This is a genomic window from Nocardia sp. NPDC058114 (assembly GCF_042884695.1).
Taxonomy (GTDB): Bacteria; Actinomycetota; Actinomycetes; order Mycobacteriales; family Mycobacteriaceae; genus Nocardia.
The window spans coordinates 700,055-714,901 of sequence record NZ_JBHVTK010000001.1 but is presented as its reverse complement, the minus strand read 5'-3'; the positions used below and the strand labels follow the sequence as shown (position 1 = coordinate 714,901).

Here is a 14,847-nt window from a genome sequence, read left to right as displayed (position 1 = left end):
TGATCGTGGTCGAAAACAACAGCGCCGTAACCTCCCAGCCGGTCGGGTTCGCCCGCCGCACCCTGTTCGCCGGTTCCACGGCGGTCGCGGCGGTCGCGGTGCTGGGCACCGCAGCGCCCGCGCACGCCGCGGGTGCTGTCTTCCGGCACGGCGTCGCGTCCGGCGATCCGCTACCGGGCGCGGTCATCCTGTGGACCAGGGTCACGGTCGCCGAGGACGCCGCTCCCGGTTCCGGCCTCGGCGACGCGGCAGCGGTGCGCTGGGAGATCGCCACCGACGCCGGCTTCGGCACGCTCGCCGCGTCCGGCACCGTCACCGCCTCGGCCGACACCGACCACACCGTCAAGGTCGACGCGACCGGCCTCACCCCCGGTGAGGACTACTTCTACCGTTTCACCGCGCTCGGCGAGACCTCACCCGTCGGCCGCACCAGAACAGCGCCGGCACCGGACAGCGAGGTCGACCGCCTCCGCCTCGGCCTGGTCTCCTGCGCCAACTGGGAAGCAGGCTGGTTCGGCTCCTACCGGCACCTGGCCGCGCGCACCGATCTCGACGCGATCGTGCACCTCGGCGACTACATCTACGAGTACGGCCGAGGCAAGTACACCGGCCGCAACGGCGCGGTCCGCGCACACGACCCGGCGAACGAGATCGTCACCCTCACCGACTACCGCACCCGCCACGGCCAGTACAAGACCGATCCCGACCTGATGGCCCTGCACGCGGGAGTGCCGTTCATCTGCACCTGGGACGACCACGAGTCGGCCGACAACTCCTGGCGCGAGGGCGCGGAGAACCACGACCCCGCCACCGAAGGCCCCTGGGCCGACCGCAAGGCCGCGTCCACCCGCGCCTACCCCATCAAGGCAGCCAACCACCACCTGCGTTACGTCGAGCTCGACTCGCACGGTTTCGGCGTGCTCGAGGTGACCGCGACGCAGACGCAGATGGACTGGTTCTACCTCGCCGATGTCACCGATCCCGCGACGGGCGTGCGCCACGGCGCGTCGTTCGCCGTTCCGGCGGGCGGTCGGCTCGAACCGCGGCCGACGCCGATGCCCTGACCGGGGTTCGCCGCGACGCGGCGGAAATCGGCGCAGAATTCTTCGGACAGGGTTGTCGATTGCGCCCGTGGTCGCTCGTCGAGTGAGTACGGCACCCGACGAGCGGGCAGCCCCACACCCGAAGGAGCACATCATGAGCCAGTACCTGGTCCTGATCTACGGCGACGAAGCCGCCTACGCCGCGTACTCCCCCGCTGAGTTCGACGACATGCTCGCCGCGCATCGCACCTTCCAGCAGATCGCCGGTGATGCCAATCTCGGTGGGCAGGCGTTGCAGCCCACCGCGACCGCCACCACGATCCGTCACGACGCCAACGGCGAGGTCGTCATCACCGACGGGCCGTTCGCCGAGGCGAAGGAAGCGCTCGGCGGCTACTACTTGCTGGAGGCGCCCGACCTGGATGCCGCGATCGCGATCGCCGCGCGGGTGCCTGCCCCCACCGGTGGCGTCGAGGTACGCCCGATCCAGGTCTACCCGCAGTCGTGACCACGGTGGCGGCCGCGGCCGTCGAGCAGGCGCACCGTCGTGAATGGGCCTTCGTGCTCGCCGCGACGGTGCGGCTGGTCCGCGATTTCGACCTCGCCGAGGAATGCGTCCAGGATGCCTACGCGACGGCCCTCACCGTCTGGGCGAGCGACGGTGTCCCGGCCAAGCCCGGCGCCTGGCTGACGACGGTCGCGCGACGCCGGGGCCTCGACCTGCTCCGTCGCGACAGCACCTTCCGGCGAGCGCTGCCCCAGCTCGTCGTCGACGAGCCGGTCGCCGACACCGCCGATCTGGCGCTGGCCGACCTGGACGACCCGGCGATCCCCGACGACCGATTACGGCTGATCAGCACCTGCTGTCACCCCGCGCTCGCACCGCAGGCACAGGTCGCGCTGACTCTGCGGCTGGTCTGCGGTGTCACCACCGCCGAGGTGGCTCGCGCGTTCCTGGTGAGCGAGTCGACGATGGCCGCGCGCATCACCCGAGCCAAGAAGAAGATCGCGGTCGCGGCCATTCCGTATCGGGTGCCCTCGGTGCGGGAACTGCCGCAGCGGCTCGATTCCATCTGCGCGGTGATCCATCTGCTGTTCACCACCGGCCATACCGCGCCGGCGGGTGAGGTGCTGGTCCGTGCCGATCTCGTCGACCGGTCGCTGCAGTTGGCCAGGATGATGCACGCGCTGGTTCCCGACGACCCGTCCGTGACCGGGCTGCTGGCGCTGATCCTGCTCACCGACGCCCGCCGGGCAGCGCGCGTCGACGACGACGGCAATCTGTGCACGCTCGAACACCAGGACCGCGGGCGCTGGGATCACGCGGCCATCGCCGAGGGCATCGCGCTGGTGAAACACGCTCTGCCACATACCGACCGGTATACCTTGCAGGCCGCGATCGCCGCGGTCCACGACGAGGCACCCACGTGGGCCGACACCGACTGGCGAGAGATCATCGGCCTGTATCGGCTGTTGCTGCGCGATTCCGCGTCGCCGGTCGCGCTGCTCAATCACGCCATCGCGGTCGGTCTCGCCGGCGATCCGGCACAGGCGCTGACCTTACTGGATCCGCTCGGCGCGGAACCGGCGCTGGCGACCTACGGCTATCTCGACGCCGCCCGCGCCGCTTTCCTCACCGATCTCGGACGTACCGAGGAGGCGATCGCCGCCTACGAGTCGGCGCTGCTGCTCACCGACAACGCGGTCGAACGTGCCCATCTGCGTGACAAACTCGTCGCGCTGACGAGCTGACCGGCACCGGGCAACTCCGGATCAGGCGCCTTCGGCGGCCAGCTCCCGCTTCCACTCGCGGAAGCCCTCCTCGGTGCGGCCGCGCCGCCAGTACCCCGAGATCGAGACCCATTTCGGCGCGACATCACGTTCCTTGCGCAGGTAGGGACGCAGCTGACGCATCACGGCCTCGGCCTCCCCGTGCACGAACGCGTGGACCTGTCCCGGTAGCCACTCGGCCGCGCGCACCGCGGCCACCAGTGGTGAATGGGCCCCGGCGAGGTCGTCGGTGATCCGGTCCGAGGACACCCCGCGATGCACCCACTGCAGGCGCAGGTCGGCCGGCGAGTCGAGGGCGATCTCGTCTTCGGTGCCGCCCACTTCGACGAACACCAGGGCGGGCACACCGGCGGGTAGCGCCTCGAGCGCGGCCGCGATGGCCGGCAGCGCCGACTCGTCGCCGGCGAACAGGTACCAGTCGGCCGCCGGGTCGGGCGCGAACGCACCGCCGGGTCCGTTCAACCAGAACCGCGCGCCCGGCTCGACCGAGCGCGCCCATGGCCCGGCGATGCCCTCGTCGCCGTGCACCACGAAGTCGATGCTGATCTCGCGTCGCTGCGGATCGAAGGACCGCACGGTGTAGGTGCGCAGCACGGGCTGGCTCTCCGGGCCGAGCGTCGCGCGCACAGTGTCGAGATCGAACGGCTCGGGGTAGTCGACGCCGGGCACCGGAAAGATCAACTTCACGTAGGCATCGGTGAACCCGTTAGGGCTGAATCCGTCCGAGACCGTGCCGACCACCCGCACCAGGTGCGGGGTCAACCACTGCTTGCGGACGACTGTGACGGTGACCGGTATCGGCACGGCTGCTCCCAACTCCTCAGATCCCTGCCGACGGTACCCGTGTCGCGCCGGGAAATGGGGAGCCCGCTCGGCCGCGCTACTCCGACCAGCGCTCTTCGAGCATCGCCGAGACCTGTTCGGCGAAGTCGCCGACCGCGTCGTCGCCGGTCATCCTCGCGTCCTCGGCCAGCGCCGACCACCGGTTGATCAGCGCCTCCGAGCGCGGCACCGACAGCCCGTGCTCACGCGCGGTGGCGATGCGGGCGTGGTCGGCGGGCAGGAACCAGTACGTCGACAGCCAGACCCAGATCAGCCGGGCCTCGAGGATTCGTTCGGCCAGGACGGTGTCGTCGGCCAGCGACGGCCATACACCGACCACGGCCGAACGCCAGGCCTCGACCATCTCCTTGGCACGGCTGCGCGAGAGTTCGAAATCGCACAGGCAGCCGGGGAAGGAGACCAGCGCGTAGGCGATGTCGAGGGTGGCGTCGCGGAAACCGCCCCACTCGTAGTCGAGGAACCGCGCGCCTTCCTCGTTCATGATCACGTTGTCTGGGCACAGGTCCGACGGGCTGAACGCGCGGTAGCGGCCGCCGGTGAACAGACGGTTGCCGTGCACGATGCGCTCGGCGATCTCCCCGGGCACCTCGACGCCGAACTCGGCTTCGAGCAGACCTGGAACCTCGGCGATGGCAGCCTGCGCCTGCTGGGCGATCCCGTCGACGCGATGCGCCGAGTCGACCCGGCGCATCAGGGCGACGAAGTCGGGTTCGCGGCCGACGGTCGCGGCGTGCATCCGGCCGAGCGCCTGAGCGAACGCCATCAGCGAGTTGCGGGTGCCCGGCTCGACACGCGCCTGCAGCACCGAGGTGAGTAAGGCGTTCTCGCCGAGGTCCGACAGCACGAGGAGCCGGTCGGGAACGCTGTGGGCGATCAGGAAGGCTCCGGGGCGCTGTTCGCGACTCAGCGCGGTGGTGAACTGGTAGGACACCGCCTCGCGCAGGAACGCGGCGTCGATGCTGGCGACGCCGGGCGCCAGACCACCGATGCGGCGGTCAGGACTGGAACCGCGCACCTGCTTCACGATCAGGGTGCGCGGCAACGAAAATGCGTTTTCCGCAACACGCACGCGTAGGACTGTCGTCCTACCACTGCCGCTGAGCTCCATCGGATCACTCAGCTTTACCGGAGCACCCATTCGCTTTGTGAGCAACTGTTGTGCTGCGGACACGACGTCGGCGGCGCGTTCGGCCAATAGTGCGGTCATCGCCTCTCAAGCTACTCGTACCCGGTCACTTCTAGCGAGCGGTTGGACAACCTTTCCGCGTCGCTCGGCGTGTTGGCGCCGAGGTTGCGCGTGTGTGCCTGTTCGCTTGACACATCAGCCGGTCGTCGGGTTTTCTCATCGTGAACTGCTGTGCGCCACACCGCAAACCGGTTGAGTCGAAAGGTCTATCACAGTGACCGACACTCCGTACGCCGCATCGAGCGATTCGCCGGGCGGGTCGCCTGTTCCGGGCGGTGGCGGACAGTTCGCCGGCCCCACGGGCAGACATGAGGGCACCGGGCAGCCACCGGCTCCCGGTCCGGGACCGAGCAGGCACGGAATGGCCGGTGGCGCAGGCTATCCGCAATTCGAGGGACCCGGCGCCGCCCAGTACGGGCAGGAGCCGGTCGAGCCGCCGCCACCGATTGCCGGACGCGGCGGGCCCACACCGCAGTACGGGCCTGCGGGCACGGGCTCCGGTTACGCCGTCCCCCAGGCGAAACCGGAGAATCCGGTATACCCCGCATCCGGCGTGTCGCAGGGCGGTGCCGGGCAGACGCCCGGTTACTACCATTCGGGAGCACAAGCCCTCGATATCGGCCGTTCGCTGAGCTACGGCTGGGAACGATTCCGGGCCAATCCGGGTCCGTGGCTCGGCGTCACCGCGGTGGGCGTGCTGATCTATCTCGGCTTCGTCGCCGTGGTCCAGATCGTCGAGCCGACGTCGCCGTTCAGCGTGCTGTTGCTGTTCTTGATGGTGATCGTCGCACTGTGGCTGCTGCAGGCGGCGATGGTGCGCGGCGCGCTCTACGAAACCGACGGATACCCACCGGCTTTCGGGTCCTACTTCCGGTTCGTGAACGCGGGCAATGTCCTGCTCACCTCGCTGCTCGCCTTCACCGTCACGCTGCTCGCCTCGACGCTGTGCCTGCTGCCCGGCATCGTCGCCGGGTTCCTGTGCATGTTCTCGATGCACTTCGTGATCGACCAGGACTACGGTCCGGTGGAAGCGATCAAGGCGAGCGCGCAACTGGTGCTGGCGAACCTGTGGGCGGCGCTGCTGCTGGCGCTCACCATCACGCTGGTCACCCTCGTCGGCGCGATACTGTGCGGGCTCGGCCTGTTCGTCGCGGGGCCGGTATGCGTCATCGCGGTCACCTACTCCTACCGGATGCTGACGGCGGGACCGGTCGCCCGCGTCTGAGGTCAGCGGTCGAGCGCGGACCGCATGCCGATGGCCCGCTTGAATCGCCCGACCGGACCGTCCGTGTCCCCCGCCCGGGGTCGCAACTCGAGCACGATCACCCCGGCCACGACGATGCCGAGCAGGTTCACCGCGAGCTGACCGACCGATTCGAACGCGCGATGCCACTGCCCGATCGTCGCCGCCACCACCGCGTAGCCCGCGGCGGGCACGGTGGTGACCGAGATGAACACCCCGATCAGGGCCGCCGACTTCGCGGTGACCAGCGACAGCATCCCGGCCGCACCGGCGAGTAGGGCCACGACCAGCGAGAACGGCCCCACCTCGTAGATGAAGTCGACATTGTGCGCGTCGATGACACCCTTGGTGGTGATCCAGCCCAGCTGCTGCCACACCAGGGTCGCGCCGAGCGTGATCACCATCGCCACCGGGAAGGCCACGGCAAGCGCGAGTACCGAACGCCGGGCCAGCCGCCAGTTACGGCGAACCAGTGCGACCGACAGCGCTGCCAGCGGCCCGAACTCCGGACCCACCACCATCGCGCCGACGATGGTGACCGGCGAGTTGGTCGCCACACCGATCGAGGCCAGCAGACACGCGATCGTCAAAAACGCCACAAAGGTGGCGTTGAGCGAGGATTCCTCGTGCGTCTCCTTGAGCAACTGCTCCCAGACGACCGCGTCGCTCGGGTCGCCCGGCGCCGCGTGGACCGCGCGATCGGCGGCGTCGGACAGCACCGCCGTGATCGGTTCCAGCGTGATCCCGCCGGTATGAACGATGCCGAGCGCCTTCACATCGGCGAGAACCTTGTTGCCCGCCTCGCGCGCCACATCGGCCTGGACCAGATCGCCCGGCGGGTCGAGGGCGATCCCGCGCGCCACCGTCAGATGAGTGACACCGGCGTCCTCCTCGAGCACCCGCACCAGGGCGTCGGTCTGCTCGGGCGGGCTGATCACTCGCAGATGTAGCACCCGGTGTCCTCCTGATCGGTCCCGCCGTCGCGATCGGGAACTGACCAGAAGGTACCGGGCTACCTCCGATGACCGCTATTTCTCGGCCGCAACAACTTTCGGCGCGTCGGCGGCGTCGCTCTTGCCCTTGGCCTCGGGCTTGGCGTCGATGCCCGCTTCCTTGCGCTGCTGCGCGGTGATCTGCGCGGGTGCGTCGGTGAGCGGGTCGACGCCGCCACCGGTCTTCGGGAACGCGATCACCTCGCGGATCGAGTCCTCGCCCGCCAGCAGCGCGGTGATGCGGTCCCAGCCGAAGGCGATGCCGCCCATGGGCGGGGCGCCGAAGGAGAAGGCATCGAGCAGGAAGCCGAACTTCTCCTGCGCCTCGTCATGGTCGATGCCCATCACCTTGAACACGCGTTCCTGCACGTCGCGGCGGTGGATACGGATGGAACCGCCGCCGATTTCGTTGCCGTTGCAGACGATGTCGTAGGCGTAGGCCAGCGCCGCACCGGGGTCGGTGTCGAAGGTGTCGATCGACTCCGGCTTCGGCGAGGTGAACGCGTGGTGCACCGCGGTCCAGGCCGAGTAGCCGAGGGCCACGTCGCCGCTGGCGGTGGCATCGGCGGTGGGCTCGAACATCGGGGCGTCGACGATCCAGACGAAGGCCCAGGCGTTCGGGTCGATGAGGTCGCACTTGCGGGCGATCTCGCCGCGCGCGGCACCGAGCAGAGCACGCTGTGCCTTGGTGGGGCCTGCCGCGAAGAACACGCAGTCGCCGGGTTCGGCGCCGACATGCTTGGCCAGGCCTTCACGTTCGGCATCGGTCAGGTTCTTGGCGACCGGGCCGCCGAGGGTGCCGTCTTCGTTGATCAGGATGTACGCGAGGCCCTTGGCGCCGCGCTGCTTCGCCCAGTCCTGCCACGCGTCGAGCTGGCGCCGAGGCTGGCTCGCACCACCCGGCATCACGACCGCGCCGACGTACTCCGCCTGGAACACCCGGAAGGGGGTGTCCTTGAAGTACTCGGCGCATTCGGTGATCTCGATCCCGAAGCGCAGGTCGGGCTTGTCGGAGCCGTAGCGCCGCATCGCCTCCGCGTAGGTCATGTGCGGGATCGGGGTGACGATCTCGTGGCCGACCAGCTTCCACAGCGAGGTCAGAATATCCTCGGCGAGCAGGATCACGTCTTCCTGGCGCACGAAGCTCATCTCGATGTCGAGCTGGGTGAACTCGGGCTGACGGTCGGCGCGGAAGTCCTCGTCGCGGTAGCAGCGCGCGATCTGGTAGTACCGCTCGATGCCGCCGACCATCAGCAGCTGCTTGAACAGCTGCGGGCTCTGCGGCAGGGCGTAGAAGCTACCCGGCTGCAAGCGCGCGGGAACCAGGAAGTCGCGGGCGCCCTCGGGAGTCGAGCGGGTGAGCGTGGGGGTCTCGACCTCGACGAAGTCGTGGTTGGCCAGCACGTCGCGAGCCGCGGCGTTGACCTTGGAGCGCAGGCGGATGGCGTGGCCGGGGCCTTCGCGGCGCAGGTCCAGGTAGCGGTACTTGAGGCGGGCCTCGTCGCCGGGGGTCTCGTCGAGCTGGAACGGCAGCGGCGCGCTCTCGTTGAGCACGACCAGTTCCTTGGCGTCGACCTCGATCTGCCCGGTCGGCAGCTCCGGGTTCTCGTTGCCGTCGGGACGCCGTTCCACCACACCGGTGACCTGCACACAGTATTCCGCGCGCAGCTTGTGGGCCTGCTCGGCCGCCTCGCCCTCGCGGAAAACCACCTGCGAGACGCCCGAGGCGTCGCGCAGATCGATGAAGGTCACACCACCGTGGTCACGACGCCTCGCCACCCAGCCGGTGAGGGTGACGGTCTGACCGGCGTGCTCGCCTCGCAGCGAACCAGCCAAGTGGGTGCGCAGCACGGTATTCCTTTCGACAGACTTTCACGGACTTGTCGCACCGGCGCAGATGACCGTGTGCACTGCCATCGTAGTGAGACACGGTGCCCGGATGAAAACCGATATCTTCCTCACCGTGTCAAGCTTGTGACACCTGTCCGCCGTCGCCGCTCCCGCCGACGGTGAATCGCGCTGTGAGACAGCTGGACAACCGAGCGAAGGCGAGTACCGCGATGACCTTCAACGAAGGTATGCAGATCGATCCCGGCCGGGCGTCGTCGGGCGGCGGACCCGGCATGGGCGGCAAACTCGCTCTCGGCGGCGGCGCGGGCGGTCTGATCCTGTTGGTGATCACGTTGCTCCTCGGCGGCGATCCGGGGACAGTGCTCGGCAACTTCACCGGCGCGCAGAGCGGGCAGCAGGCACAGCCGGGGACCGCGGGAACGCCGACCCACTGCAAGACCGGCGCCGATGCGAACAAGTACGTCGACTGCCGGGTGGTGGCCACCGCCCAGAGCCTGGACGCGGTGTGGTCGGTGCAGCTGCCCAAGCAGACCGGCAAGCAGTACGTGGAGCCCGAACTGGTGCTGTTCACCGGCGGCGTGAGCACCGGCTGCGGCAACGCCACCAGTGATGTCGGCCCGTTCTACTGCCCCGCCGACCAGACCGCCTACTTCGACACCGCCTTCTTCCAGGAACTCACCGACCGCTTCGGCGCGAGCGCGGGACCGCTGGCGCAGGAGTACGTGGTCGCGCACGAGGTCGGCCACCACATCCAGAACCAGCTCGGCGACATCGGCAAGGCTCAGCGTGATCCGCAGGGTGCGACCTCGGGCGCGGTCCGCACCGAGCTGCAGGCCGACTGCTACGCCGGTATCTGGGCCAACTTCGCCGACAAGCAGCCCTCGCCGGGCGGTGGACAACCCTTCCTGAAACCCCTGTCCGACAATGACATTCGCGATGCGCTGTCGGCCGCCAATGCCGTGGGTGACGACCGTATCCAGCGCTCGGCCGGTCGCGGTGTCAATCCCGAGTCGTGGACCCACGGATCCTCCGAACAGCGGCAGAAGTGGTTCCTCACCGGCTACCGGACCGGGTCGGTGCAGGCGTGCGACACCTATTCCGCGCGTGACCTCGACAACCCGCCCGGGATACGCTGACGCCTCGAACGCGATACCCACGCACTGTCTTTCGATCGAGGGGAACCCATGCGCCCGACCATGACCGGACTGCTCGTCTGCGCTCTCGCCCTGAGCGGCGCGAGCGCACTCGCCCATGCCGATCCGGCGCCACTACCGTTGGTGAGCCTGACCACGATCCCCGACGGCTGGTCGCAGCGCACCGACCTGCGTCCGGTCCTGCAGGTGTTCGCCGACGGCAAGGCCGTGCACATGCCCGACGCGGTGAGCAAGGACCGTAAACCCGAGACCGCACCCAAGCAGGTGACCGGAAAGGTTGCCGCCGACGTGATCGAGGCCGCGCGCGAGGAGATCAACGCGCTGAAGGACACCGACTTCGGGATGCCGGCGGGCGACAACCGCGGCACCCAGATCATCGACCTGATGCCCGAAGACCCGACCGACGAAGCGCACCTGGTGATCTACTCCCCCGATGCGTCCGATGGCCTCAACCCGGAGCAGAAGGCCGCGCGCAAGCGCTTCACCGACCTCTACAAGAAGCTGGTCGACGCCTTCAAGAGCTGATCCTTCGACACCGAACCGCAAGGGGCTCGCCGGTTTTCACCGGCGAGCCCCTTGCCGGTCAGAACCGATCCGCGGTCGCGTCCGCTTCGCGTTCGTCCTCGTGGACGGCACCGATCACGTCGGGCGTGGATTCGCCCAGCGGACCGGTGAGATCGTCGTTGCCGGTGCGGCTCTGGTAGGGCTGCACGGTACGACCGTGTTCTTCCTCGTTGTTGCCACGGCCCGCACCCGCTCCCGCGCCACCGCCGCCCATCATGCCGGAGGTACCGCTGGTACCGGCGGCCGTGGTGGTGCCGGAGCCCATCACCGTGCTGATCGGCCGGCCCGACGCCGGAACCGCCGCACCCGGCACGGCCGCGGTGGACTTCGGAGTGCCCGAGCTCGGGGTGCCGCCGGTGCTGCCCGCCGAGCCGCCGGCGCCGCCGCGCGCGGTACCGAGCGCGCCGAGCGAGGCGCCGGATCCACCGCCGCTGCCACCGGTACCGACACTCGACGGTGAAGTCGAGCCGGGAGTAGTGGTACCCGCGGTGGTGCTCGCGGCGGTGGTAGACGAATCGCCGCCGCCGGTCAGAGCCTCCTCCGCCTGGGTGAGCAGCGGTTCGCCGATGTTCTCCGAAGCCGCGGAGAGAACTTCCTCGGGCGAGGGCAGGCCGCTCTGGCTGGCCAGCTGCCCGACGACGCCGCTGAGCTCGCCGGTGTACCCCATCAACTGCCCACGGGTGACGTTGACGACCGACACCGCCTCACCGAGATGCGAAGTGGCCAAGCCGATCAGGGTGGCCTGGGTCGGCGGCAACATGATCGTCGGCGCGAGCGCGGTGGCCTGGGCCGCGAAGGTGGTGGCGATCGTGGTGAGCTGGGCGTTGCCGGTCTGGACGACGGCAGCGGCCTGCTGGGTGAGCGCGGAGATATCGATGCCGCGCTGGCTGGTGTCCTGCCCCTGTGTCTGCGCCTGCTGGCTGGCGGTGGTCGCCGCGTCGGCGGACTGCCCCTCCCACACCTGCTGAACGGTCTTCACGCCGCCTTGGGCCAGAGTCATCGCCTGCTCGATGACCGCCGAGGAATTGCTCAGGATCGAGGTCGGGTCCAGCGAGCCGAAAACGCCGGTACCGAAGCTGCTGAGCAGATCGAGGAACGGCTGGAACAGGGTGTCGATGCCGGGCAGTGCGGGCAGCGACAGGCCGCTCATCAGCGCGGCCACCGGATCTTCGGTCAGGGTCGTCGCGGCGGCCGACGTGCTCGCGCCGGAGGTGCTCGACGCGCCCGCACCCGAGGTGCCGGTGAGTGCGGACTTGGCCTGGTCGAACGCGGTCAGCGCGGCGGCCGACGCGGGCGCGGCGACCTGAGCCACCGTCCCCTGCAAGCCGCTCAGCGCGGACGACGCGTCGTCCGCGACGCCGGACAGGATGTCCTGGGGCTCTACGCCGGTGCCGAGGCCGCCGAGCCCACCCAGTCCGGCGGGCGACATGCTGCCGTTCTGGGCTTCGTCGGTGATCTTCTGCGCGAGGGTGAAGACCGCTTCCTCGTCGGTCGCCACATCCTCGGGCACCTGCATGAGCGGGACGTCCAGGATCGCCTGCGAATCGAGGGGTACCGCACCCATCACCGACGCCGTCGCGGCATCGGCGGCGGCCATCGCGGCATCGGGAGCGATGACGCCCGCGTCCGAACTCAGCGGCTTCACAGGCCGGCGGCCTGACGGGCGAGTTGGGCGGCATTGTCGATATCGGTGGTCTCGAAGGTCACCGACGACTTGAAGGCCGCGTCGGAGAGCGAGCTGAACTTCGCCGACAGGTCGTTGATGTCCTTGGCCTGCAACGCTTGCGCGGCCGCGAACATCGCCAGGTAGTCGGCGCCGATAAGGCCGAACACGGGCGTCGCCGCCGACACGCTGGCAACCAGGTCGATATTGCCCGCCGCGGCGACCTGTGCCGCCACCCCGCCATTGGTCGCCGCGAACGCGGCGACTTCTTCGGTTTGCACCGAGAGATCGGTCATGCGAAATCCCCCCAACTCGTCGTGAAAAGTCTGCACTACAGAAGCGAGCGACGGACGCGAAACTCCCGACGCGACCACCCAACTGCGATTGGCGCCAAATATAGCCGAACTCCCCGGCAGTTTTCGAGTCGTGCCACCCCCGATCTGCGTGATCCACTATCAAAACTAGAACATGTTCTATATCCTCGGCCTCATGAAGGTCGCAGTGACCGGCGCAGCCGGCTACCTCGGTACCAACTTGATCCCTCTGCTCGTCGAGCGCGGCCACGAGGTCGTCGCGATCGACCGCGTCGCCCCGGCTACCGCCGATCCGGCCGTCACCTGGGTCGAAGGCGATGTGCTCGACCCGGCGTCGATGCGCGCGGCGCTGGCGGGCACCGAGGTGGTCTACCACCTCGTCGCGCTGATCACCCTCGCCGAACGCAACGATCTGGCGTGGCGGGTGAACACCGAGGGCGTGCGCGTCACCGCCGAGGCGGCACTGGAATCGGGCGTGCGCCGGTTCGTCCACACCAGCTCTATCCACGCTTTCGACCAGTACCGCGCGGGCGGGCACATCGACGAGACCTCCGGCCGCTCAGACGATCCCGGTTTGCCCGTGTACGACCGGTCGAAGTGGTCCGGCGAACTGGCCTTGCGTCCGGTGATCGAGCGCGGACTCGACGCGGTGATCGTGAATCCGACCGGCGTCTACGGCCCGGTCGACCTCCCCGATCGCCTGTCCCGGCTGAACGTCATCGCCGCCCAGGCGATGCGCGGCCGGATTCCGGTGATGATCGGCGGCGGCTTCGACCTGGTCGACGTGCGCGACGTCGCCCAGGGCCTGGTCCTCGCGGGCGACAAGGGCCGCACCGGCGAGAACTACCTACTCGGCGGCGAGATGACCACGATGATCGACTTCTGCCGGATGGCGGCGGCCCGCACCGGCGCCAAGGGCCCACGCTTCGCCATCCCGGCGAAGGTACTCGGCGCGACACTGCCGGTGCTCGAGCCGATCGGCAGGCGCTTCGGCTCCGACAGCCTGTCCAAAGCCGCACTGGGCGCGCTGATCTCGGCGCCGGTCGTCGACCACGGCAAGGCCGAACGCGAACTCGGCTACCGCCCCCGCCCGACCACCGAGACCGTCAACGACCTCGTCGACTTCCTGCGGGCGTCGCGTCAGGCTTGACAGCTGTTCGAACAAATGTTCGACTCGTGGGGTGCGGTGGCAAGCTCAGACCCTGGACGCCGATGACGGCGCGCTGCCCGGCCTGACCAGGGCCGGGCTGGTCCGCTCCGTCCGCACCCCCGAGTTCGACGGCATCACCTTCCACGAGGTGCTGTGCAAGAGCGCGCTGAACAAGATGCCCGAGAGCTCCGCGCTGCCCTTCCGCTGGACGATCAACCCGATGCGTGGCTGCTCGCACGCCTGCCGCTACTGCTTCGCGCGCGGCAGCCACGAATATCTCGGCCTCGACGCGGGCGAGGATTTCGATTCCGAGATCGTGGTGAAGACCAATATCGCCGCGGTGCTGCGTCGCGAAGTTCTGCGCCGGTCCTGGCAGCGCGAGGCGGTGGCGCTCGGCACCAACACCGACCCGTACCAACGCGCCGAGGGCCGATACCGCTTGATGCCCGGCATCATCGGCGCGCTCGCCGATTCGGGCACCCCCTTCTCCATCCTCACCAAGGGCCCGCTGCTGCGCCGCGATCTCCCCCTGCTCACCGAGGCGGCCCGGCACGTAGAGGTGAGCGTCGCGGTGTCGATCGCCATCCTCGATCCCGACCTGCATCACCGCCTCGAACCGGGCACCCCCGAACCGCGTGCCCGTCTCGACCTGGTCCGCGCGCTGGCCGACGCGGGCTTCACCGTCCATGTCATGGCCGCGCCGATCATCCCCTGCCTCACCGACAGCCGAGCCCACCTCGAGGCCCTGTTCGCCGCGATCGCCGACGCGGGCGCGGCCAGCGCCACGGCCTTCCCGATGCACCTGCGCGGTCCCACCCGAGACTGGTTCCTCACCTGGCTCGGTACCGAACACCCCGCGCTCATGCGCCGCTACCGCCAGCTCTACGCCCGCGGCGGCAACGTCACTCCCCTCTACCGCGACTGGCTACGCGACCGAGTGAATCCCCTCCTCGACCACCACGGCCTGCGCCGAGTCCAAGGCCCCACCACGCCGGCCGCTCCCCCACCCACGCCGCAGGACGCGCAGCTCGCCCTCTTCGGCTGACCGCCGGA

General features: G+C 69.2%; 13 protein-coding genes and 1 pseudogene. 8 read left to right on the top strand and 6 right to left on the bottom strand.

The features are described from left to right. Positions 1 to 98 precede the first annotated feature (98 nt). The 3 genes and pseudogenes from ACFVVI_RS03215 to ACFVVI_RS03205 all read left to right on the top strand — a co-directional run. A pseudogene (locus ACFVVI_RS03215) lies at positions 99 to 857 on the top strand (alkaline phosphatase D family protein); the annotation flags it as partial. Positions 858 to 1,197: 340 nt separating this feature from the next. Then, entirely contained in the window at positions 1,198 to 1,551 is a 354-nt protein-coding gene (locus ACFVVI_RS03210) for a YciI family protein (protein ID WP_387442819.1), read from the top strand. Then, positions 1,548 to 2,795, top strand: coding sequence for an RNA polymerase sigma factor (locus tag ACFVVI_RS03205; protein WP_387442817.1), 1,248 nt, complete (start codon positions 1,548 to 1,550; stop codon positions 2,793 to 2,795). Before ACFVVI_RS03210 ends, ACFVVI_RS03205 begins: the two co-directional genes overlap by 4 nt. Before the next feature lie 21 nt (positions 2,796 to 2,816). On the opposite strand, the gene ACFVVI_RS03200 is transcribed toward ACFVVI_RS03205, so the two are convergent. Beyond that, positions 2,817 to 3,638, bottom strand: a complete 822-nt coding sequence (locus tag ACFVVI_RS03200; RefSeq protein ID WP_387442815.1) for a siderophore-interacting protein — start codon at positions 3,636 to 3,638, stop codon at positions 2,817 to 2,819. 76 nt (positions 3,639 to 3,714) lie between these two features. Then, positions 3,715 to 4,884 carry a phosphotransferase family protein gene (locus ACFVVI_RS03195; protein ID WP_379312458.1) on the bottom strand — a complete coding sequence of 390 codons (1,170 nt, stop codon included), beginning with the start codon at positions 4,882 to 4,884 and terminating at the stop codon, positions 3,715 to 3,717. A 193-nt stretch (positions 4,885 to 5,077) separates the two neighbouring features. Here ACFVVI_RS03195 and ACFVVI_RS03190 point away from each other — a divergent pair, with 193 nt between their 5' ends. Then, positions 5,078 to 6,088, top strand: coding sequence for a hypothetical protein (locus ACFVVI_RS03190; RefSeq protein WP_378989009.1), 1,011 nt, complete (start codon positions 5,078 to 5,080; stop codon positions 6,086 to 6,088). Positions 6,089 to 6,090: 2 nt separating this feature from the next. Here ACFVVI_RS03190 and ACFVVI_RS03185 read toward each other — a convergent pair whose 3' ends face one another. Together ACFVVI_RS03185 and aspS are read right to left on the bottom strand one after the other, a co-directional pair. Then, positions 6,091 to 7,059: a DUF389 domain-containing protein gene (locus ACFVVI_RS03185; protein ID WP_378989008.1), complete on the bottom strand. Its 969-nt coding sequence runs from the start codon at positions 7,057 to 7,059 to the stop codon at positions 6,091 to 6,093. A 75-nt stretch (positions 7,060 to 7,134) separates the two neighbouring features. Next, a complete protein-coding gene (gene aspS, locus ACFVVI_RS03180; RefSeq protein ID WP_387442812.1) occupies positions 7,135 to 8,949 on the bottom strand; it encodes an aspartate--tRNA ligase in 1,815 nt (604 codons plus the stop codon). Between the two features lie 209 nt (positions 8,950 to 9,158). On the opposite strand from aspS, the gene ACFVVI_RS03175 reads away from it, so the two are divergent. Continuing rightward, the gene (locus ACFVVI_RS03175) at positions 9,159 to 10,085 is read left to right on the top strand and encodes a neutral zinc metallopeptidase (protein ID WP_378989006.1); all 927 of its coding nucleotides are present in this window, start codon (positions 9,159 to 9,161) and stop codon (positions 10,083 to 10,085) included. A gap of 48 nt (positions 10,086 to 10,133) precedes the next feature. Further along, positions 10,134 to 10,628 carry a hypothetical protein gene (locus ACFVVI_RS03170; protein ID WP_387442810.1) on the top strand — a complete coding sequence of 165 codons (495 nt, stop codon included), beginning with the start codon at positions 10,134 to 10,136 and terminating at the stop codon, positions 10,626 to 10,628. Between the two features lie 58 nt (positions 10,629 to 10,686). Here ACFVVI_RS03170 and ACFVVI_RS03165 read toward each other — a convergent pair whose 3' ends face one another. Next, on the bottom strand, positions 10,687 to 12,312 hold the full coding sequence (locus tag ACFVVI_RS03165) for a hypothetical protein (protein WP_387442808.1): 1,626 nt from the start codon (positions 12,310 to 12,312) through the stop codon (positions 10,687 to 10,689). Further along, positions 12,309 to 12,626, bottom strand: a complete 318-nt coding sequence (locus tag ACFVVI_RS03160; protein ID WP_378945397.1) for a type VII secretion target — start codon at positions 12,624 to 12,626, stop codon at positions 12,309 to 12,311. The genes ACFVVI_RS03165 and ACFVVI_RS03160 overlap by 4 nt, the downstream gene beginning before the upstream one ends. A 193-nt stretch (positions 12,627 to 12,819) precedes the next feature. Here ACFVVI_RS03160 and ACFVVI_RS03155 point away from each other — a divergent pair, with 193 nt between their 5' ends. Together ACFVVI_RS03155 and ACFVVI_RS03150 are read left to right on the top strand one after the other, a co-directional pair. After that, entirely contained in the window at positions 12,820 to 13,794 is a 975-nt protein-coding gene (locus ACFVVI_RS03155; RefSeq protein WP_378989003.1) for an NAD-dependent epimerase/dehydratase family protein, read from the top strand. Positions 13,795 to 13,825: 31 nt separating this feature from the next. After that, positions 13,826 to 14,839: an Rv2578c family radical SAM protein gene (locus tag ACFVVI_RS03150; protein WP_387442806.1), complete on the top strand. Its 1,014-nt coding sequence runs from the start codon at positions 13,826 to 13,828 to the stop codon at positions 14,837 to 14,839. Positions 14,840 to 14,847: the final 8 nt, after the last annotated feature.

Coding starts and splice junctions, on each gene's coding strand:
- ACFVVI_RS03175 (WP_378989006.1), top strand. CDS start 9,159: ATGACCTTCAACGAAGGTATGCAGATCGATCCCGGCCGGGCGTCGTCG.
- ACFVVI_RS03170 (WP_387442810.1), top strand. CDS start 10,134: ATGCGCCCGACCATGACCGGACTGCTCGTCTGCGCTCTCGCCCTGAGC.
- ACFVVI_RS03160 (WP_378945397.1), bottom strand. CDS start 12,626: ATGACCGATCTCTCGGTGCAAACCGAAGAAGTCGCCGCGTTCGCGGCG.
- ACFVVI_RS03195 (WP_379312458.1), bottom strand. CDS start 4,884: ATGACCGCACTATTGGCCGAACGCGCCGCCGACGTCGTGTCCGCAGCA.
- ACFVVI_RS03155 (WP_378989003.1), top strand. CDS start 12,820: ATGAAGGTCGCAGTGACCGGCGCAGCCGGCTACCTCGGTACCAACTTG.
- ACFVVI_RS03210 (WP_387442819.1), top strand. CDS start 1,198: ATGAGCCAGTACCTGGTCCTGATCTACGGCGACGAAGCCGCCTACGCC.